Annotated in this window: 17 protein-coding genes; 14 read left to right on the top strand and 3 right to left on the bottom strand. The window is 59.6% G+C overall.

Going from position 1 to position 19,346, the window contains the following annotated elements; all coding sequences use genetic code 11:
- Window positions 1–371 precede the first annotated feature (371 nt).
- Genes AAAX59_RS08040 through AAAX59_RS08050 form a run of 3 tightly spaced genes read right to left on the bottom strand, consistent with a single transcriptional unit; the run spans window position 372 to window position 3,583 of the window.
- A complete protein-coding gene (locus AAAX59_RS08040; RefSeq protein WP_349071393.1) occupies window positions 372–770 on the bottom strand; it encodes a DUF1667 domain-containing protein in 399 nt (132 codons plus the stop codon).
- Between the two features lie 4 nt (window positions 771–774).
- The gene (locus AAAX59_RS08045) at window positions 775–2,112 is read right to left on the bottom strand and encodes an FAD-dependent oxidoreductase (protein ID WP_349071416.1); all 1,338 of its coding nucleotides are present in this window, start codon (window positions 2,110–2,112) and stop codon (window positions 775–777) included.
- A gap of 16 nt (window positions 2,113–2,128) precedes the next feature.
- Entirely contained in the window at window positions 2,129–3,583 is a 1,455-nt protein-coding gene (locus AAAX59_RS08050) for an NAD(P)/FAD-dependent oxidoreductase (protein WP_349071394.1), read from the bottom strand.
- Between the two features lie 648 nt (window positions 3,584–4,231).
- On the opposite strand from AAAX59_RS08050, the gene AAAX59_RS08055 reads away from it, so the two are divergent.
- From AAAX59_RS08055 to AAAX59_RS08120, 14 genes are all read left to right on the top strand, one after another.
- Complete coding sequence (locus tag AAAX59_RS08055) at window positions 4,232–4,663, top strand: zinc ribbon domain-containing protein (RefSeq protein WP_089571655.1); 432 nt, start codon at window positions 4,232–4,234, stop codon at window positions 4,661–4,663.
- 180 nt (window positions 4,664–4,843) lie between these two features.
- Entirely contained in the window at window positions 4,844–6,607 is a 1,764-nt protein-coding gene (thrS, locus tag AAAX59_RS08060) for a threonine--tRNA ligase (protein ID WP_349071395.1), read from the top strand.
- Window positions 6,608–6,933: 326 nt separating this feature from the next.
- Complete coding sequence (locus tag AAAX59_RS08065) at window positions 6,934–7,524, top strand: hypothetical protein (RefSeq protein WP_349071396.1); 591 nt, start codon at window positions 6,934–6,936, stop codon at window positions 7,522–7,524.
- An 85-nt stretch (window positions 7,525–7,609) separates the two neighbouring features.
- Window positions 7,610–8,311 (top strand): sugar transferase, encoded by a 702-nt coding sequence (locus AAAX59_RS08070; protein WP_349071397.1) that lies wholly within the window; start codon window positions 7,610–7,612, stop codon window positions 8,309–8,311.
- The gene (locus AAAX59_RS08075) at window positions 8,312–9,181 is read left to right on the top strand and encodes a glycosyltransferase family 2 protein (protein WP_349071398.1); all 870 of its coding nucleotides are present in this window, start codon (window positions 8,312–8,314) and stop codon (window positions 9,179–9,181) included.
- Window positions 9,182–9,184: 3 nt separating this feature from the next.
- On the top strand, window positions 9,185–10,084 hold the full coding sequence (gene rfbA / locus AAAX59_RS08080; RefSeq protein WP_349071399.1) for a glucose-1-phosphate thymidylyltransferase RfbA: 900 nt from the start codon (window positions 9,185–9,187) through the stop codon (window positions 10,082–10,084).
- 11 nt (window positions 10,085–10,095) lie between these two features.
- On the top strand, window positions 10,096–11,115 hold the full coding sequence (gene rfbB, locus AAAX59_RS08085; protein ID WP_349071400.1) for a dTDP-glucose 4,6-dehydratase: 1,020 nt from the start codon (window positions 10,096–10,098) through the stop codon (window positions 11,113–11,115).
- A gap of 12 nt (window positions 11,116–11,127) precedes the next feature.
- Window positions 11,128–12,618: a sugar nucleotide-binding protein gene (locus AAAX59_RS08090; protein WP_349071401.1), complete on the top strand. Its 1,491-nt coding sequence runs from the start codon at window positions 11,128–11,130 to the stop codon at window positions 12,616–12,618.
- Between the two features lie 12 nt (window positions 12,619–12,630).
- Window positions 12,631–13,533 (top strand): glycosyltransferase family 2 protein, encoded by a 903-nt coding sequence (locus AAAX59_RS08095; protein ID WP_349071402.1) that lies wholly within the window; start codon window positions 12,631–12,633, stop codon window positions 13,531–13,533.
- A 57-nt stretch (window positions 13,534–13,590) separates the two neighbouring features.
- A complete protein-coding gene (locus AAAX59_RS08100) occupies window positions 13,591–13,773 on the top strand; it encodes a hypothetical protein (protein ID WP_349071403.1) in 183 nt (60 codons plus the stop codon).
- 449 nt (window positions 13,774–14,222) lie between these two features.
- A complete protein-coding gene (locus AAAX59_RS08105; RefSeq protein WP_349071404.1) occupies window positions 14,223–15,248 on the top strand; it encodes a glycosyltransferase in 1,026 nt (341 codons plus the stop codon).
- 1 nt (window position 15,249) lies between these two features.
- Window positions 15,250–16,476 (top strand): glycosyltransferase, encoded by a 1,227-nt coding sequence (locus tag AAAX59_RS08110; RefSeq protein WP_349071405.1) that lies wholly within the window; start codon window positions 15,250–15,252, stop codon window positions 16,474–16,476.
- On the top strand, window positions 16,473–17,789 hold the full coding sequence (locus AAAX59_RS08115; protein ID WP_349071406.1) for an O-antigen ligase family protein: 1,317 nt from the start codon (window positions 16,473–16,475) through the stop codon (window positions 17,787–17,789). Before AAAX59_RS08110 ends, AAAX59_RS08115 begins: the two co-directional genes overlap by 4 nt.
- Entirely contained in the window at window positions 17,773–19,323 is a 1,551-nt protein-coding gene (locus AAAX59_RS08120; protein ID WP_349071407.1) for a lipopolysaccharide biosynthesis protein, read from the top strand. Before AAAX59_RS08115 ends, AAAX59_RS08120 begins: the two co-directional genes overlap by 17 nt.
- Window positions 19,324–19,346 lie beyond the last annotated feature (23 nt).

Raw genomic sequence — 19,346 nt, forward strand, 5'->3', positions numbered from 1 at the left:
TCAGCAGGTCAGTGGGTCATCGTCCCGGCATTCAGCATCAGGGTAGCGCTGCGACGCGGAAATCGCGCGCCGTTGCCGCGCCCCGCAGTGCCCGCTTCCCCCGAGAACAATTATCAGTGCAGGTAGAGGGTTTATCAAAAATCGAAAATCGCCGGTATGGATGTGGGTATCCGAATCAGCCCCGTAATCCGGCATAGTTTTGAAATGGCACTAAAGTAGGCACAGGCTAAATACCAATTCCAAAGATAGTTGCGGTGGAATAGTTCCCGGATGCCGGGGTTTGGCGGAAATCAGGAACTATTTCACCGCAATTGAGGAGGGGCGGGGTGGATGGCGGGGTAGCTAAAAGAGCCCCGTCCCAAATGAGCTACCTACGCAGGGTCGATGCCCATGCTGGCGATGAGGTCGGTACCGGTGTCTAGGAGGTTGGGGAGGACTACATCGCTCATGCGGATGGGGGCGTCGACGACCAGGCCGCGAATGAGGTCCATGGCCTGGGCATGGAGTTCGAGCGGGATGGCTTCGGCCGTGCGCACGGGCAGCAGCGCCTCGTCGCCGCCGGATACGGCTACGGTGGTGGTGAGCACGCGCATGGGGCAGGTGAGCTCCTGGTGCGAGAATGCATCGCCGCGCGGGCAGCTGTTGCCGGTCACGGAGCGCACCTCTACCACGGCGCCGTCTGCGCTTCGTTCGACCTCCACGGTCAGGAGGCACTCGGAGGGACAGGTGGTGCAGTTGAACTGCAGCGTCTCGATCACATTTGCGCTCATGGCTTTACGCCTCCTCAACGGGATCGACGGACAGGACAATCTCACTAACACCCAGGTCGAGTACGCGCTGAATCGCCTTTGCCGGCAGCGGGAAGCTTTCCATTACGCTCGGTTTAAACGGGCGGACCTTGCCTGCGAACAATTCCTCGTCGCCTGCCAGAATGCGCACACGGGCGGAATCGACCGGTCGGCGCACGCGGAAGTTGAGTTTGGTGAGTGCCACAGCCGTAATGCGTCCCGGCAGTGCGTAGCCCGCAATGCCGGCGGGGGAGACCGTGAGCTCGCAGCTGGCGCCCATGCTATCGCCGACACCCAACGCGTATGCCGCCGCGGCTGCACCTGCGCGTTCGGACTCGGTCGTCACGTTGTCTGCCAGGTCGTGCACGTGCAGCACGTTGCCGCAGGCAAAGATGCCCGGAACGCCTGTCTGCAGGTTCTGGTCCACCACGGCACCGCGCGTGCGGGGATCCAGCTCCACGCCCGCGGCAACCGAAAGCTCGTTCTCGGGAATCAGGCCCACTGAAAGCAGTAGCGTGTCGCACGGAACAACGCGCTCGGTCCCCGGAATGGGTGCCAGGTGCTCGTCGACTTGACTCACCTCGACGGCTTCCACGCGATCGTGACCGATTACGCGCGTGACGGTGGTGGACAGGTGCAGCGGAATGCCAAAGTCGTCCAGGCAGTTCTTCACATTGCGACGCAGGCCGTTGGCGTACGGCATGAGCTCGTACACGCCCTCGACCGAAATCCCCTCGAGCGTGCAGCGGCGCGCCATGATCAGTCCGATGTCACCCGAGCCCAAAATGACGGCGCGCGAGCCGGGTTTGAGGTTCTCGATGTTGATGTATCGCTGCGCCAGGCCGGCCGTAAACACGCCGGCGGGTCGGTTGCCGGGAATCTTGATCTCGCTTCGGGTGCGCTCGCGGCAACCCATGGCAAGGACGACCGCACGCCCGGTGAGCTGCAGCATACCGGAGGGATTCATGAGCGTGACGGTGCGGAGTATGGCGTCTTCCGTGGACTCGCCCGAATCAATCCCAAGCACCATGCTGTCCAAGAACAGCGCAATGTCGGTCGCGCGCACCTGGTCGATAAAGCGCTGCGCATACTCGGGGCCGGTGAGCTCCTGCTTAAAGTGCGAAAGGCCAAAGCCGGGGTGAATGCACTGGCGCAGGATGCCGCCCAAGTGTTGCTCGCGCTCCACGATGGCCACGCGCGCGCCGGCCTTGTGCGCGGCAAGTGCGGCCGCCATGCCGGCAGGTCCGCCGCCGATAACGACGACGTCGAACGCCTGCGTCTGCACCGCTTCTGTAGCTCCTGCCTCCGCGCGTTCGTTGCGCATATCAAACGTCGCCATCCTAGCGCACCCCCTTCAAAGGTCCCTCAACGAGCCACGAGCCAGTGTCCTCCAGCAGCACCTCGCTGGGGTCGCAGCCCAGCTCTCGGGCCAGAATCGCCACCACGCGGCTCTGGCAAAAACCGCTCTGGCACCGACCCATGCCGGAACGGCAGCGTCGCTTGACGCCTTCGACCGAAATCGCGCCCGGGTGGCGCCGAATTGCTGCCACGATCTCGGCCTCGGGTACCGTCTCGCAGCGGCAGACGATCTGTCCCCACGCGGGGTCGGACTCGATCAGTTCCCCTTTGCGCGTAAGCGGCGCGCGGTCAAAGTCGTCCGGCGCGCGGCGAATCGGATCCCAATCGGCCCGCTCGCGCAGAGCCACACCGGCTTCGCGCAGGACCTGCTCCATGCGCTCGGCAATGGCCGGCGCGCTCGCCACGTCCGGCGACTGAATGCCCGCCGCCTGAAACAGCCCCGGTACGACGGCCGACTGCCCAATAAAGAAGTCATTTGTTCCCTTAATGACCGGACGACCGCCGGCAAACGCGCGCACCACACGGCGTGTGTCCAGATCGGGCACCAGCTTGCACGCGCCGGTCAGCAGAGCGTTAACGTCGCCGGCGTACGTCTGCGTGTCGCCCGGCTCGCGCACGGCGGCGGTCGCGGTGATCACGGTGTTGCCGTGCACGGTGCCCGTCACAATGACGCCCTTCGACACCGGCGTGGGAACGGGGTAGAGCGGCATGAGCGCGCGCGGTTCCTTGTCCAGCACCACGATGTTGCCCTGGCGCCATACCATCTGGAACTCCTCGGCGCCCGCCATATGCGAGATGTCCGCGGCGCCGTTGCCCGCAGCATTGATCAGATAGCTGCAGCGCACGTCGCCGGCGGGCGTCGCAAGCGTAAAGCGCACGGGGCCGTCGCCGCCAGCAATCTCAATCGCCTCCACCGGCGCGGATCGCATAAACGTTATCCCGTTTGCGACGGCGTTCTCCAGTGCGGCGATGGCGACCTCGAACGGGTCGACAAACCCGGTCGAAGGGCACCACAGTGCGCAGGTCGCCTCGGCACTGGCGCGCGGCTCCAGCTCATGGATGCGGTCGGGGCCAATGATCGACAGCTCTGGCACACCATTGGTCAGGCCGTTGCACCGCAGCTGCTCCAGATGCGCTCGGTCCTGATCGTTAAAGCCCAGTACCATGGACCCGGTGCGGCTAAACAAAAAGCCCAGCTCCTGGGCCCAGGTGCCATACAGCTTGCATCCGCGGGCATTGACCTGCGCCTTTACCGTGCCCGGCGCCGGATCGTAGCCGGCGTGCACCAGGCCGCCGTTGGCCTTCGACGCACCCAGCGCGATATCGTTGGCCGCCTCGACCACGCAAATGGACAGGTCAAACCGCGCGAGCTGCCGCGCGATGGCGCATCCGGTGATGCCCGCGCCCACAATCGCGATATCAAACGTTTCTGTCACTGTGCCTCCCAGACGAGTTGACAGGCTGTCAATAAGACTATCCTACGGTCTGCACACCCCCAGTGCGGTGGCAATGCGGCGAACAGCCCCGCAACACCCGCCAACGGCAGGCGAGGGGAGACCCCGCAACGTCAACGACCTCGTCTGCCGGCTCAGATGTCGGAGTTTTGTCTCGATCTGTAACAGTAAGCAGAGGATTTGGGTCCCAGATGTTACAGATTGAGACATTTGCCAGGCGGGTCCCGCGTTTGTCTCGATCTGTAACAGAAAGCGAGGAATTTCGGTCCTAACTGTTACAGATTGAGATTGAAGTCGAGGAGGGATTCTTCTGTCTCGATCTGTAACATCTGGGCTCCGTTTTGCCGAGTTACTGTTACAGATTGAGACATTAGATTTGGACAGTTTCCTCTGTCTCGATCTGTAACAGGAAGAAGGAAATTCTGGTTCTAGATGTTACAGATTGAGACGTAAGTCTGGCGGGTCGTCCGTTTGTCTTGATCTGTAACATCTAGACCCGGATTCCGCTCCCATCTGTTACAGATTGAGATGTTTGTGTCCGCGCCAGCCCCGTACCCAGCCGTGGTCCCATATAAACAAACCCCGTGGTAAACTTGACAGCACTGTAAATATTCCGAAAGGTACACCTCAATGTCCAAATACATCAACGAGCTCATGTCGCCGCAGCTTATGGGCGTCATCTATGCCTTCGTGGGCTTTATCATCGCCCTGTACGTGCTGTCGGTCGTCTATGTGTTCATCGACGCTCGCCGCCGCGGCGCCAGCGCTTACGTGGCGTGGGGCATCATCGCCCTTATCCCGTTTGTGGGTCTCATCGCCTACCTGGTCCTGCGCCCGCACTCCTACGCGGCCGACCGCGAGGAGCAGGAGCTGGACATGGCCCTGCGCGAGCGCCAGCTTGCCCAGTACGGCACTTGCCCGCAGTGCGGTGCCCCCATCGAGAAGGACTTTGTGGTCTGCCCCGTGTGTGACACCCAGGTTCGCAACGTGTGCCCCAGCTGCCATCGCCCGCTCGATGCGCACTGGAAGGTTTGCCCGTACTGCCGAACTCGCATCCAATAGCGCATCGTATCGATGCGGGGTTTCGCCCCGCGCGGTATCGGTTGCGTGAATAATCGCCCGTCGCTCCATTAAGGTGCGGCGGGCGCTTGTATACCAAGGCAACCTGCCTATAATGATTCAAGTTAAAACGCACGTATCTGCAACAGCATGTATTTGCATCCGAGAGGAGAAAACATACCCATGAAGGCACTCTACAATGACGGTTCGGTGGCCGAGCTCCCGCATGACGAGGTCACGCACGTCATCCGCCACTCCGCCGCGCACATCATGGCGCAGGCCATCAAGCGCCTGTACCCCCAGGCCGACTTTGCCTACGGCCCCGCGACCGACAACGGCTTCTACTACGACGTCGACCTGCCCGAGGGCGTCAAGATCAGCGAGGACGACTTCCCTGCGATCGAGGCCGAGATGAAAAAGATCGTCAAGGAGAACCTCAAGTTCACCGTGTACGAGAAGCCCCGCGCCGAGGCCATCGCCCTTATGGAGGAGCGCGGCGAGAAGTACAAGGTCGAGCACATCGGCGATCTGGACGACGATGCCCGTATCACCTTCTACCAGCAGGGCGACTACATCGACATGTGCGTCGGCCCCCACATCTGCTACACCAAGGCTCTGAAGGCCTTTAAGCTCACCGGCGTCTCGGGCGCCTACTGGAAGGGCGACAAGGACAACAAGATGCTCACCCGCATCAACGGCGTCGCCTTTGCCACCAAGGAAGAGCTCGACGAGCACATGCACATGCTGGAGGAGGCCAAGAAGCGCGACCACCGCAAGATCGGCCGCGAGATGGACCTCTTTATGATGCGCGACGAGGCCCCCGGCTTCCCGTTCTTCCTGCCCAACGGCATGATCCTTAAGAACACGCTGCTGGATTACTGGCGCGAGATCCATCACAAGGCCGGCTACGTGGAGATCTCCACGCCGCTCATCATGAACAAGCAGCTGTGGAAGACCTCGGGCCACTGGGACCACTACAAGGACAACATGTACTCCACCGTCATCGACGACGAAGAGTACTGCATTAAGCCCATGAACTGCCCGGGCGGCGTGCTGGTGTACGCCTCCAAGCCGCACTCTTACCGCGAGCTGCCCATCCGCGCCGGCGAGATTGGCCTGGTGCACCGCCACGAGCTGCGCGGCGCTCTGCACGGCCTGTTCCGCGTGCGCTGCTTTAACCAGGACGACGCCCACCTGTTTGTGCGTCCCGACCAGCTGACCGACGAGATCGTGGGCGTGGTCAACCTTATCGACTCCGTGTACCAGAAGTTTGGCTTTAAGTACCACGTTGAGCTTTCTACCCGCCCCGAGGACTCCATGGGCTCGGACGAGGACTGGGCTCGCGCCGAGGAGGGTCTGCGCACCGCTCTGGAGCAGCTGCACATGGATTACGAGGTCAACGAGGGCGACGGCGCCTTCTATGGCCCCAAGATCGACTTCCACCTGGAGGACTCGCTCGGCCGTACCTGGCAGTGCGGTACCGTCCAGCTCGACTTCCAGATGCCGCTCAACTTTGACTTGGAGTACGTGGACGCCGACGGCACCAAGAAGCGCCCCATCATGCTGCATCGCGTGTGCTTTGGCTCCATCGAGCGCTTCATTGGTATTCTGATTGAGCACTTTGCGGGCAAGTTCCCCACCTGGCTGGCTCCCGTGCAGGTCAAGGCTCTTCCGGTTTCCGAGAAGAGCCGCGATTACGCTCACGAGGTGTGCGCTAAGCTGGAGGAGGCCGGCATTCGCGTGGTCTGCGACGACCGCGACGAGAAGATCGGCTACAAGATCCGCGAGGCCCGCAGCATCGACCGCGTGCCCTACATGCTCATCCTGGGCGAGAAGGAGGTCGAGGCCGGCAACATCTCCGTCCGCGATCGCTCCAACGAGACCGTTCAGATGAGCGTTGACGAGTTTGTGGCCAAGGTGCTCGAGGAGATCAAGACTCGCGCTTAAGGCAAGCTTCACAACAATTAACAAAGGCGACCGTCCGCATAGGTCGGTCGCCTTTTTTCATGCCCAAATAAGAAAAGCCGCTGGTTGAGCGGCTTTTTTTGTTGCACAAAAAGGTACAGGTTTTTGTAGAGGGGTATGGAGATGTACCTACTAGCAGTACATTTTGCGTAATCTGGGTAAACGCTGATTAATTGCTCGTATAATGTCGTCTGTCGAAAGATACAAAAACCTGTACTTTTGCGACTGCGCCTAGCTGCGAGCGAGAAGCCTGTTCTAAACGCCCCTGCATTTGCGTGCATCGCAAAGCCAAAAGAGGGGGCGAGAACATGGAACAGACGGCACGGCGCCAAGAACAGCTGCCGGGCGCATTTAACGGCGCCACCACCAACAGCCAGCATGGCCGCGTCCGCTGGTATCTGGTTCACACCCCCAATGGTAAAGAGCGTGAGACCTGCGAAAAGGTCCGCCACATTATCCCGCGCAATCTTATGCAGGACGCTTTTGTAATGCAAAAGGAGTTCTGGTTTAAGCGGGACGGCGCATGGTCGCTCCAAACCAAACCTATGTACAAGGAATACTTCTTCGTCGCCACGCACGATGCCGTCGCGCTCGATAGGGCTTTGGCCCAGTTGAGCTTTGGCTGCCGCATCGCCGGCAGTAGGGAGCGGGCGTACATGCCCATGCCGGACGATGTGCAGGACTGGTACCGCAGTGTGCTCGACGACGAAGGTGTGGTACGCAACAGCGTCGCGCGCATAGAAGGCGGCGTGTTGCACATAGAGCAGGGCCCCTTGGTGGGGCAAGAGGCCCGCGTAAAGAAGATCGACCGTCATAAACGCTGGTGCCTGGTAGACGTGGGCGAGGGTGACTCCACATTTAGGGAGCTGCTTCCGTTAGACGTGCCCAGCAAAACGTAAGGGAGACGTTGCGCCGGCAATTCGTTCGCATTTTGAATTCATAGACGGGGGGGGGGTTCCTGGGGACAGGGACGTAAGTTTTATTGTGGCTGCTAAAGAAGTAACAGAGAGTTGTGTATCTGTGGGGGATGCACTGGCTATTAAAGAGATTAAACCGAGCGGTACGCTTGGCTACCGCTTTATTAAGAGGCTGTTTGACCTTGTATTCAGTCTTTTGATGAGTGTGCTGCTGCTTATCCCCATCGCCATCGTGTGCGCGCTCATTAGCCTTGAATCACCCGGCAGTCCTATGTATACGCAAGATCGCGTCGGCAAGGGCGGAAAGACCATCAAGATCTTCAAGCTTCGTAGTATGGTCGCCGATGCGGGTGATGTGCAGAAGTATTTGAGTCCTGAGCAGCTACATCAGTGGGAAGTCGAGCGCAAGGTCGACGATGACCCACGCATTACCAGAGTTGGCAGGTTTATTCGCAAATGCTCTATCGACGAGATACCACAGTTCCTTAATGTGCTGAACGGTGACCTGTCCGTTATTGGTCCTCGCCCCATTACAAGGGATGAGCTTGAACAGCATTTTACGGATGAAGAAAAGGCGGTGCTTCTTTCTGTCCAGCCTGGCATTACCGGCTTATGGCAGGCAACCGATCGTAACGAAGCGACGTTTGAGAGTGGTTTGCGTCAAAAGATTGAGCTTCGCTACGTTCAGAATCGCTGCTTCCGAATGGATTGGAAGTGCTTTACCGGCACTTTCGGCGCTATGTTCGGTAAAGAGAGGACGGGGCGATAGATGGACATCTCCGTCATCATTCCGACCCTTAATGCGGAACATGATATCGAGGGACTTTTGACTGTGCTCGGACGGCAGTCAATACAGCCGATTGAGATTTTGGTCGTCGATTCCGCATCGGAAGATAGAACTATCGAGTTAATCCGGAAGCATAAAGGCGTTCGCCTATTGCAAATTGATCGGCAGGATTTTAACCATGGCGGCACAAGGGATTTGGCACTGAGGGAGTCGCGTGGCGATTTTGTCTGTTTTCTCACCCAAGATGCCGTGCCTGTTTCCGATGATTACCTGGAGCTGCTTGTTGCTCCTATGGTAGATGATTCGGAGATTGCGCTTGTTAGTGGTAGGCAGCTACCCAAGGTCGATGCTCGCCGTTTTGAGCAGCTGGTGCGTGGTTTCAACTACCCTGACTCTTCTTCCGTCCGTTCAAAACGTGATCTCAAAAAATACGGTATTAAGACGTTCTTTGCCTCCGACACCTGTTCCGCCTATCGACGAACTGCATATCTCGAATGCGGTGGATTCGAGCATGTCAATACCAACGAGGACATGCTCATGGCCGCCAGGTTTATCGCCTCAGGTATGAAGGTGGCTTACGAGCCGCGTGCAGAGGTCTATCACTCGCACAACTTGACGCCATCCCAACAGTTTGCCCGCAACCGTGCCGTCGGTTTCTTTCTCGAAACGCATGCGGACGACCTCATGCAGGCAAGTGAGATTGGTGAAGGAGGCCGACTCGTCAAGGCGGTCTCCTCCCAGCTCCTTAGGGAGGGCAATCTGGTCGAGTTCATCGCCTTCGGCGTCGACTGCTGCGCACGCCTTCTGGGAAACCGTGCTGGCCGCAGGGCCGCTAGAAAAGAAAGGCTATAGCTAATGAAAGGCATCATCCTCGCCGGCGGGTCCGGCACGCGCCTGTACCCGCTCACGCTCGTGACCTCCAAGCAGCTGCTGCCGGTCTACGACAAGCCCATGATCTACTACCCGCTTAGCACCCTCATGCTGGCGGGCATCCGGGACATCCTGGTCATCTCCACGCCGACCGACCTGCCCAACTTCGAGCGCCTGCTCGGGGACGGCTCGCGCTACGGCGTGAACCTCTCCTACGCCGAGCAGCCCTCGCCGGACGGCCTGGCGCAGGCCTTCACCATCGGCGAGGGGTTCATCGCCGGCGAGCCGTGCGCCCTGGTGCTCGGCGACAACATCTTCTACGGCAACGGCCTGTCGCGCCACCTGACGCGCGCCGTCCAGAACGCCGAGTCGGGCCGCGCCACGGTCTTCGGCTACCACGTGGACGACCCCGAGCGCTTCGGCGTCGTGGAGTTCGACCGCGGGGGGAGGGCCGTCTCCATCGAGGAGAAGCCCGAGTGCCCCAAGAGCTCCTATGCCGTAACCGGCCTGTACTTCTACCCGGGCGACGTGGCCGCCAAGGCGCACGAGGTGAGGCCCTCGGCCCGCGGCGAGCTGGAGATCACCACGCTCAACCAGATGTACCTGGAGGAGGGGACCCTGTCGGTCGTCACCCTGGGCCGCGGCTACGCGTGGCTGGACACCGGCACCATGGAGAGCCTGCACGAGGCGGCGGAGTTCGTCCGCGCCGTCGAGCACTCCCAGGACCTCCCCGTGTCCGTCCCCGAGGAGATCGCCTGGGAGAACGGCTGGATCACGACCGCCGGGCTCGAGGAGGCCGCCAAGGCCTACGGCAAGTCGGTCTACGGCCGGCACCTGAAGAAGGTCGCCGCCGGCGAGATCGTCAACAGCCCGCGCGAGTACTAGGAGGAACCCCCATGTCTGAGATCTTCGAACCCAAGAACATCATCGTCACGGGCGGCTGCGGCTTCATCGGCAGCAACTTCGTGCACTACGTGGTGGACAACCACCCGGGCGTCCACGTCACCGTCCTGGACAAGCTGACCTACGCCGGCAACCCCGAGAACATCGCGGGGTTGCCCTCCGACCGCGTCGAGCTCGTCGTGGGCGACATCTGCGACGCGGAGCTGCTTGATAAGTTGGTGCCGGGCCACGACGCGATCGTCCACTACGCCGCCGAGTCCCACAACGACAACTCAATCGCCGACCCCGAGCCGTTCCTGCGCACCAACGTCGAGGGCACCTTCCGCCTGCTGGAGGCCGTGAGGAAGTACGGCATCCGCTACCACCACGTCTCCACCGACGAGGTCTACGGCGACCTGGCGCTCGACGACCCGGCGAAGTTCACCGAGGAGACGCCCTACCGCCCGTCCTCGCCGTACTCGAGCACCAAGGCCAGCTCCGACATGCTCGTGCGCGCCTGGACGCGAACCTACGGCCTGCGCACCACGATCTCCAACTGCTCCAACAACTACGGCCCCTACCAGCACGTGGAGAAGTTCATCCCCAGGCAGATCACGAACATCGTCGACGGCGTCCGCCCCAAGCTCTACGGGAAGGGCGAGAACGTCCGCGACTGGATCCACACCGAGGACCACTCCTCGGCCGTCTGGGACATCCTCACCAAGGGCCGCATGGGGGAGACCTACCTCATCGGGGCCGACGGCGAGAGGAACAACATCACGGTCCTGCGCATGATCCTGGAGGCGATGGGAAAGGACCCCGAGGACTTCGACTGGGTCGCCGACCGCCCCGGCCACGACCGCCGCTACGCCATCGACTCCACGAAGCTCCAGCGCGAGCTGGGCTGGAGGCCGGCGCACACCGACTTCGCGGAGGGCCTCAAGGCCACCATCGACTGGTACGTGGAGAACGAGTCCTGGTGGCGCCCGGCCAAGGAGGCCACCGAGGCCCGCTACCGCGCGCAGGGCCAGTAGGAGGGGAGAGACATGGCAGACATCGCATTCGAGAAGGACCTCTCCGTCACCGAGACCGGCATCGGGGGCCTCAAGGTAGTCGACCTCGCCGTCCACGGCGACTCGCGCGGCTGGTTCAAGGAGAACTGGCAGCGCGCCAAGATGACCGCCCTGGGCATCCCCGATCTCAGGGTCGTCCAGAACAACATCTCCTATAACGACAGCCGCGGCGTCACCCGCGGCATCCACGCGGAGCCCTGGGACAAGTTCATCTCCGTGGCCCGCGGCTCGGTCTTCGGCGCCTGGGTGGACCTGCGCGAGGGCAGCGCCACCTACGGGAAGGTGTTCACCTGCACCCTGGACCCGTCCAGGGCCATCTACGTCCCGCGCGGCGTGGGTAACTCCTTCCAGGCCCTGGAGGACGGCACCGCCTACACCTACCTGGTGGACGCCCACTGGTCGCTGGAGCTCAAGAGGACCTACACCTTCGTGAACCTCGCCGACCCCGAGCTCGCCATCGAGTGGCCGATCCCGCTGGACCAGGCCACCGTCTCCGAGGCCGACCTCAACCACCCGATGCTGAAGGACGTCGTCCCCATGGCGCCGAAGCGCACCCTCGTCACCGGCTGCAACGGCCAGCTGGGCCATGCGGTGCGCGCGCTCGCCGAGGAGCGCGGCGTGGCGAAGGACTTCGACTTCTGCGACATCGACACCTTCGACATGTCCGACCCGGAGGCCTATTCGCAGTACGACTGGTCGCTCTACGGCACCGTGATCAACTGCGGTGCCTACACGGCCGTGGATAAAGCGGAGACCCCCGAGGGCCGTGTCATCGCCTGGAAGGCCAACGCGACCGGCCCGGCGCTCCTCGCCCGCACCTGCGCCGGGCACGGCATCACGCTCGTGCACGTCTCCTCCGACTACGTCTTTGACGGCACCGCCGAGGTCCATGACGAGGACGAGCCCCTCAGCCCGCTGTCCGTCTACGGCCAGACCAAGGCCGCGGGCGACATCGCCGTGGCCGGGTGCCCCCGCCACTACATCATGCGCTCCAGCTGGGTCATCGGCGAGGGGCACAACTTCGTGAAGACCATGAAGGCGCTCTCCGACCGCGTCGCCGACCCGGAGGACGGGCTCGAGCAGGTCACCGTGGTCGACGACCAGCGGGGACGCCTGACCTTCACGCGCGACATGGCCGCCGCCATCTTCCACGTGCTGGGGACGCACGCCCCCTACGGCACCTACGACTGCACCGGCTCCGGCGCCGTCAGGTCCTGGGCCGACATCGCCCGCGCCGTCTTCGAGGCCGCCAACGGCAACGGCGAGAAGGTCGTGCCGGCATCGACCGCCGACTACTACGCGAACGCCGCCGGCCCCGTCGCCCCGCGCCCGGTCCACTCCGCGCTCGACCTGTCCAGGCTCGAGTCGGTCGGCTTCCACATGCCCGACTGGGAGGAGCGCCTCGTCGCTTACATGCGGCGTTCTTCTTTGTTAGCGGCTTACAGCTCTCCTAACTATTATTAAGGTGGTGATTGAATGTCGAAACCAACTGTCGGCGTAGTTATATTGAACTACAACTCGCATGATTTGACTCTTGCGCTTGCAAAGCGTACTGCTAGCTTGCCGAGCGTCGATTTTGTTTGCGTTGTCGACAATGCGTCGGGCGACCATTTCGATGGAGAGTTTTCGGAATCGAATATCCATTACATAAAGAGCCGAGAGAACGGTGGCTATTCCGCCGGGAACAACATTGGCCTCCGTTGGCTCGTTGAAGAGCGCTGCTGCGAATATGTCTTTATCGCAAATCCGGATGTGGAGTTCGGAGACGATGCGATTTCGGCCGTCTCCGAGGTTCTCCACAGCGACCCATGCGTAGCCGTCGCTGCCACGCGGCGCTTCGGCCATGACGGGGCACGAGTCATGCAGTGGTACGACCTGCCGAGCCTTCAGGACGCGATTGGCTTTTGCTTCGCCGTATCGCGGAGACGCGCCGAACGACGCAGACTGGCTGCCCAGAACGATAAAGTCGCTGGTGGGGGGTTCGTCTATGTTGACGCCGTCCCCGGCGCTTTCCTCGGGATGCGCTCAAGCTTCCTCGTCGACAATGGGTACCTCGATGAGAGTACATTTCTCTATGGCGAGGAACGCATCCTCGGCAAGCAGGTCGAACTAGCGGGCCTCAGGGAGGCCGTTGTCTGCGATGCGACATACGTGCACGATCACGCTCGTGGGCGTTTCTCGAGTGTCGACACCTTCGAGAGAGACCATCGCTCAATCGTTCTCTATTTCGAGAGGTTCCGGCTTGCTGGGCCGGTTGGGCTTGCGCTCCTCCGCCTTTGCACGGCCCTCGGCAGCGCGGAGTACAGGATTGCCTGCAGCATACATGGTTTTCTCAATCGGGATCCCGCCGCAAAGGAACCGTGTGGTGGGGCTGCATGATTGCCGTGTGCCGAAACATGACGAGCAGTTCTCGGATTATTACCGAGGTGGTCGCATATGACGTGCTCAGCCAACGGAATCGTGATCCTGAACTACAAATCGCACGACTTGACGCTTGCTCTCGCGGAGCGTGCGGCGACGTTTCCGAACGTGGATTACGTCTGCGTGGTGGACGATGCTGCTTCGGACGACTTCGCTGGGGATTTCTCCAGCCCGAAGATTCACTACATCAAGAGTTAGGTGAACGGCGGGTATTTGGCGGGCATCAACATAGGTTCGCTGGCTCATCGAGGAGAAGGGCTGCGACTACGTTTACATCGCCAACCCGGATGCGATTTTTGGGACGATCCCATTGCGGCCATAGTCGGCCTTTTCGACTCAGACCCTACTGTGGGTATAGCCTCCGCGAGGAGGAGTGGCCATGCCGGGGCCAGCATTCACTGGGCTTCGACTTCCCGACCTTCGGCAGCGCACTGAGGTCCTGCTTCTCCCTCACGAGGAAGAGGTCAGAAGCCGAGCGGCGGGACCGTCAAAACGCTCGGGGCGAGGACGGGGCAGCCGAGCTCTGGGGCGTGCGGTGCGCCTTGATGGGCGACCCGCAATCCCGAGACCTTACAAGGATCACCCCTGCGTCGAGACCTTCGACGCCAAAACGAATGAGATAATCCGCGCGATTGAGGTGGAATAATTTGCCAGCTACCGTAAGCATAGTAGTTCCCGTCTACAACGTCGGCAGCTACGTCGACTACTGCGTCCGCAGCGTCCTCAGCCAGACCCTCCCTGACTGGGAGATGGTCCTCGTCAACGATGGATCGAGCGACGACTCCGGAGAGCGATGCCGAAGATGGGCCGAGGCGGATGCGCGCATCTCTCTTGTCAATCAGGAGAACGCGGGCGTCTCCGTCGCCCGGAACAACGGGCTCGCCAGCTCGACTGGTCCTTATGTCATGTTCGTTGACCCCGACGACTGGCTTGAGCCCGATTCGCTCGAGACCCTTCTCTCGGGGATGGGGGACGGCGTCGAGATTTGCGTTGGTGACTGCCTCCTGGAAAAACACGGGCAGACCAAACTGATTCCCATGATCAACTGCGATCAGCGCGACTTCGACAGCAACGATAGACAACGTCTCATGGCGCTCGCCCTCAACGGCAGGGGCTTCGAGTCCGCTAACGACGTTATCCTCGGGTCGCCTTGGGGCAAGCTGTACCTTCGATCCTTCCTCGACGAAAACGGGCTGCGTTTCAAGCCCGGGCTCAAGAAGGAGCAGGACGTTCTCTTCAACCTCAACGCCATCTCCCGCGTAAATCACCTGCGGAGGGTCCCGAGGGCCGTCTACCACTATCGGGTCAACGAGGGCTCTGTCTGCAACAGGTACCTCCCCGACTTCGACTCTATAACCGACGACATCCTCTCGTCAATAAGGGACCTCATCGACGAGAACGGATACTCGTGGTTCGAGGGAGAATTCGACTTCAAGGTAGTCAAGATGTATGCGAAGTGCCTGAAGAGGCAGTACCTCCATCCCGAAAGCCCTCTCACAAGTCAGCAACGCGTGGAGGCCGCTCGTCGCCTCGCTGGCACCCCCTTCTATGCCCCCACGTTCGAACGGATGGAGCTGAAGGGCATGCCCCTATCTGTTGTCGGGCTCGTGACGCTCGTGCGCATTCGGGCCTTCGGGGCCATCACCCTCATTCTCGGCAGAATGGATATCTGATATGGCTGACAGGATAAACGTCCTATGGGTCTCGAAGACGGCCCCGTATGACAACGTCCCACATGCGGGCGGCAAGGTGCACAACTATTACCTCAAGGCGCTGCACGCCGACCCCCGCTTCGACGTAAGGCTGGTCACGTTCGCCGACTCCTTGTTCTATCGGGAGGCGAATGACGATCTCTCCGGCTACGGGATCGAGCACGAGATAATCGAGCATAAGACCGAGGGCCTCGCTCATGCCCTCTGGGCCGGACTGAACATGGAGACCAGACTGAACCCTTGGAACCGCTACGGAGGTTTGACGTATAACTTCGAGGCGTTTAAAGCGCTCTCCGCGATCAGGGCCATCGCTGGCTCTGGCTATGCGCCCGACATCGTCATCCTGCAGTGGACCCAGATGGGTCTGCTCGTCGACAAGGTGAGAGCGATCTTCCCGGGGGCTAGGTTCGTCCTCATTGAAGAGGATGTCGCCTACCAGGGCGCCGAACGCGCCGCCGATATATCTGGAAGTTCGTTTTTGCGAGGAAGAGCCGCGACTCTAAAGAAGGCCGAGCTCGCCGCACTTGGTGACGCGGATCTCGTCATCCTCAACAACCGCAAGGACCTTGCACTCGTGCGCGGCGAAGGTGTCAAGACCGATTTCTGGGTTTGGTGCCCCTATTACCAGTCGCTTCTGGGAAGCGAGCGAGCATATGACGGTCGGAGGGAGATTGTGTTCTACGGTGCCATGCGCAGGCGCGAGAACTGGTCTGCCGCGCTCTGGTTCCTCGACGAGGTCTTCCCCAGCCTCGAGGGCGATGGCTACCGTTTCACCGTCGTTGGTGCCAACCCTCCTGAGCAGCTAACCTCTCGTGTGCGCGAGGGCGTGAGCTTCACCGGTTTTGTTGACTCTGTCGAGCCCTATTTTGCCCGTGCGCTTTGCCTTGTTGCTCCGCTGAGCATGGGCGCCGGCATCAAGGTCAAGGTTCTCGAGGCGATGTCCGCAGGGCTTCCCGTCCTCACGAACGACATCGGGATCGAGGGCATTCCCGCCGAGAACGGCGTCAGCTACCTTCATTGCGAGGCACCTTCGGACTATTCAAGCTCAATCACGGCGCTTGCCAATAACCCCGGCCTTCGCGACCGTGTCAGCTGCGCCGCGAGGGGCTTGATGCGCGGATCATTCTCCTTCGAAGCGGACGCCAAGGCCTTTCCTAACCGGGTCTTTGCTTTGGCGGTGGGCATATGATGTCTCGTTCCTTCTCCACAAGCAGTCTCATTAACACCAAGATCACCTTCGGAACGGTCCTGCTTGTTGTTTTTGGCTTCTCCTTCATGATGCCCGACATGTTCGCGACCTCATTGACTTATCAGACCGGAAATCTCGCGCTTGTGGCTACGGTTATCTATCTCGTAGCTCAGCGATACAAGCCCTCTCGTGTTGCCATTTGCTCCATAGCCTTCTACCTCTTTCTCGTGACGGCTAGCGCGCTTCACTCTTCGCCGGGCTTAGGCTTGAGCTTTGTCGTTTCGAGGGGCAGGACCGTTGTGTTTGTCTGCCTTGTCGACCTCATGCTGCGACGAGAAAAGAGGTCTACCCTCGGCTTACTCCTTTTCATGCTCTCCCTAGCGGTCTTTGCAGACTTCATCTCGCTCGTCTTGTTTCCCGACGGAATTTATTATGGCGTGAACACTACCGATGGGGTCGGCTACGAACACTATTATTCTGAATGGGTTCTTGGCAACAAAAACAACCGCATGTACTGGTACATGGCCCTCGTTACCGTGGCTTACTGGCGCCATAGGCTCTCTCCGAGCTTCTTTTCGCGTCTTGGGCTCGTCGCCCTGTGTGTCGTTTCCCTGATGGGTGCGGCAATTTCGGAGTCAAGCACCTCGATTGTCGCTCTTTCTATCATGTCATGTGGCGTCCTCATGGGAATCTGGCCGGAGCTCCTTCCTTTGCCCAGAGTCAACGGCTACGTCCTCGCCGGGGTCTACCTAGCTTTTGCCGTCGCGATGATTGTGGGGAACGTCGGGTTTCTCGGTGACTTTGTGCAACAGGCATTCGGGAAAGATTTAACGTTCACGGGCCGCGCAGACGTTTGGACAAAAGCATTGGCGCTGATTGCCCGGCGGCCCTTGTCTGGCTGGGGCTACTATGACCCTGATTCGGCGTCGATTCTGTATGGCCGATGGGATTTCGCTAACGCGCACAACCAGATTCTGGAATCCCTTGTCGAGGGTGGCCTGCTTTTCCTGCTGATCTCGTCTGCCCCCATTGTCTGCATATTGAATTCCTCTAGAAAATGCCGATCTTCGAGAGCCGGTGACTTCACCACCCTCGCGATACTGGCGCTTCTCGTAGATATGCTCCTGGAGCAAATACTTGGCATGAAAATCGTTTGGGTCCTACTCCTGCTCTTTGACAGCATGCTCATCGATGATGAGTTGAGAGCCGAGGGGGCAATTGAAGCCGTCCCTGATCTTCCCTTGCGTCGCCCAGCATCTCCTTTGCGGAATGGACACATGGCGTTAGGAGGTAGCCATGCAGACTGGAAATAGCCCCTCGCGCGCACATCGGCTGGTTGTCACCATGTTGACGACAGGTGTTGCTACGCTTTTGGCCTTCGCAATCAATTTCCTACTGACACCCTATATTACCGAGAGGCTCGGCGTCGAGGCATACGGGTTCATAACGCTCGCGAACACGTTTGTGAGCTATGCGATGATTGCCATGACTGCGCTCAACTCATTCTCCACCCGTTTCATTGCCGTCGAGTACCAGAGGGGTGACAAGAAGGCCGCAAGCACTTATTTTACTTCGCTATTCTTTGCTAATGCGGCAGTTAGCCTTGTTATCTTCCTCTGTATGCTGCCGGTCATAGCGAACATTGATGGCGTACTTGATGTCCCTGCCAGACTTGTCTCCGACGTTCAGTACTTATTCGTGCTCGTGTTCGTCAACTTCCTTGTAACAAACGGTTCAAACTCCTTCTCCTCAGCGGCCTACACGAAGAATAGATTGGATATTTACGGCTTGTTCCAGGTCGCCTCGTACGTTGTCGAGGCCGCCATCCTCGTCGCTCTTTATGCTGTTTTCGATGCTCACGCCTACTACTATGGGCTTGGACTGCTGGCTGCCGGTCTCGTTCTCTTCGCCGGCAATATGTGCATATATAGGCGGCTGACTCCTGACATAAAGCTTCGTCCAAGCCTATTTTCGTTAGGCGCAATGAAGACCCTGTTCGTGAACGGGATCTGGAACTCGATTAACAATTTAGGAAATGTGCTTATCAGTGGGATTGACCTTCTGCTTGCGAATGTGCTTCTAAGCGCGGTCGCGATGGGCCAACTCTCGCTATCGCGGACTTTCAGCAGTGTCTTCAGCAGGCTCTACCAGCTTGTCTCCCAGGCTTTCCAGCCATTGTTCTTGGAGAGCTACTCCTCAGACAACAGAGAAGCTCTCCTGTCTCGGCTTAAGCTATCAAGCAAGATGTCGGGCTATTTTGCCAGCTTGATCTTCGCTGGGTTTTTTGCTCTCGGTATTCCCTTTTTCGAGCTTTGGATCCCGGGTCAAGACATCTCACTTGTCTACAGCCTCACGATGATCGGTATTGTGGGTTCCTTCTTCGAGGGTTTAGTCAACCCCCTCTACTACATCTATACGCTGACGCTGAAAAACAAGGTTCCTACCGCCATTACCGTTATCGGCGGGGTGGTAAGTGTCATCGGAACAGTTGTACTCCTCGAGTTTACGGATTTGGGTGTCTACGGCTGCGCGATAACCACGACGGCAGTCACCAGCTTGATCGCTATCGTTACGAATCCACTTTACATGACTCATGTTCTCGGGATTTCGCACATGACTTTTTATCCCACTTTCGCTAGGAGTTTTCTCGCTTGTGTCCTCATGAGTTTCGCATTCTCTGCCGTTTCCTGTCTTGCAGTACCAGTGAATTGGGCGTCTTTTATTCTGTGCGTCCTTTTGTGTGGAGTTCTAAGTGCTCCTATTTACATTCTGGCTGCCCTCAATCGCAACGAAAGGTATTCGGTCGCTTTGATGTTGAGGAAAAAATATTCGGAACGAAATTCTTGAACGCTTTAATTCAAATAATGAGA

Source organism: Collinsella sp. CLA-ER-H2 (assembly GCF_040092405.1).
Classification (GTDB): domain Bacteria; phylum Actinomycetota; class Coriobacteriia; order Coriobacteriales; family Coriobacteriaceae; genus Collinsella.

Excerpts from the sequence above, each read along its gene's own strand:
- AAAX59_RS08040 (WP_349071393.1), bottom strand. The coding sequence starts at position 770 with ATGAGCGCAAATGTGATCGAGACGCTGCAGTTCAACTGCACCACCTGT.
- AAAX59_RS08045 (WP_349071416.1), bottom strand. The coding sequence starts at position 2,112 with ATGCGCAACGAACGCGCGGAGGCAGGAGCTACAGAAGCGGTGCAGACG.
- AAAX59_RS08055 (WP_089571655.1), top strand. The coding sequence starts at position 4,232 with ATGTCCAAATACATCAACGAGCTCATGTCGCCGCAGCTTATGGGCGTC.
- thrS (WP_349071395.1), top strand. The coding sequence starts at position 4,844 with ATGAAGGCACTCTACAATGACGGTTCGGTGGCCGAGCTCCCGCATGAC.
- AAAX59_RS08065 (WP_349071396.1), top strand. The coding sequence starts at position 6,934 with ATGGAACAGACGGCACGGCGCCAAGAACAGCTGCCGGGCGCATTTAAC.
- AAAX59_RS08075 (WP_349071398.1), top strand. The coding sequence starts at position 8,312 with ATGGACATCTCCGTCATCATTCCGACCCTTAATGCGGAACATGATATC.
- rfbA (WP_349071399.1), top strand. The coding sequence starts at position 9,185 with ATGAAAGGCATCATCCTCGCCGGCGGGTCCGGCACGCGCCTGTACCCG.
- rfbB (WP_349071400.1), top strand. The coding sequence starts at position 10,096 with ATGTCTGAGATCTTCGAACCCAAGAACATCATCGTCACGGGCGGCTGC.
- AAAX59_RS08090 (WP_349071401.1), top strand. The coding sequence starts at position 11,128 with ATGGCAGACATCGCATTCGAGAAGGACCTCTCCGTCACCGAGACCGGC.
- AAAX59_RS08095 (WP_349071402.1), top strand. The coding sequence starts at position 12,631 with ATGTCGAAACCAACTGTCGGCGTAGTTATATTGAACTACAACTCGCAT.
- AAAX59_RS08100 (WP_349071403.1), top strand. The coding sequence starts at position 13,591 with ATGACGTGCTCAGCCAACGGAATCGTGATCCTGAACTACAAATCGCAC.
- AAAX59_RS08110 (WP_349071405.1), top strand. The coding sequence starts at position 15,250 with ATGGCTGACAGGATAAACGTCCTATGGGTCTCGAAGACGGCCCCGTAT.
- AAAX59_RS08115 (WP_349071406.1), top strand. The coding sequence starts at position 16,473 with ATGATGTCTCGTTCCTTCTCCACAAGCAGTCTCATTAACACCAAGATC.
- AAAX59_RS08120 (WP_349071407.1), top strand. The coding sequence starts at position 17,773 with ATGCAGACTGGAAATAGCCCCTCGCGCGCACATCGGCTGGTTGTCACC.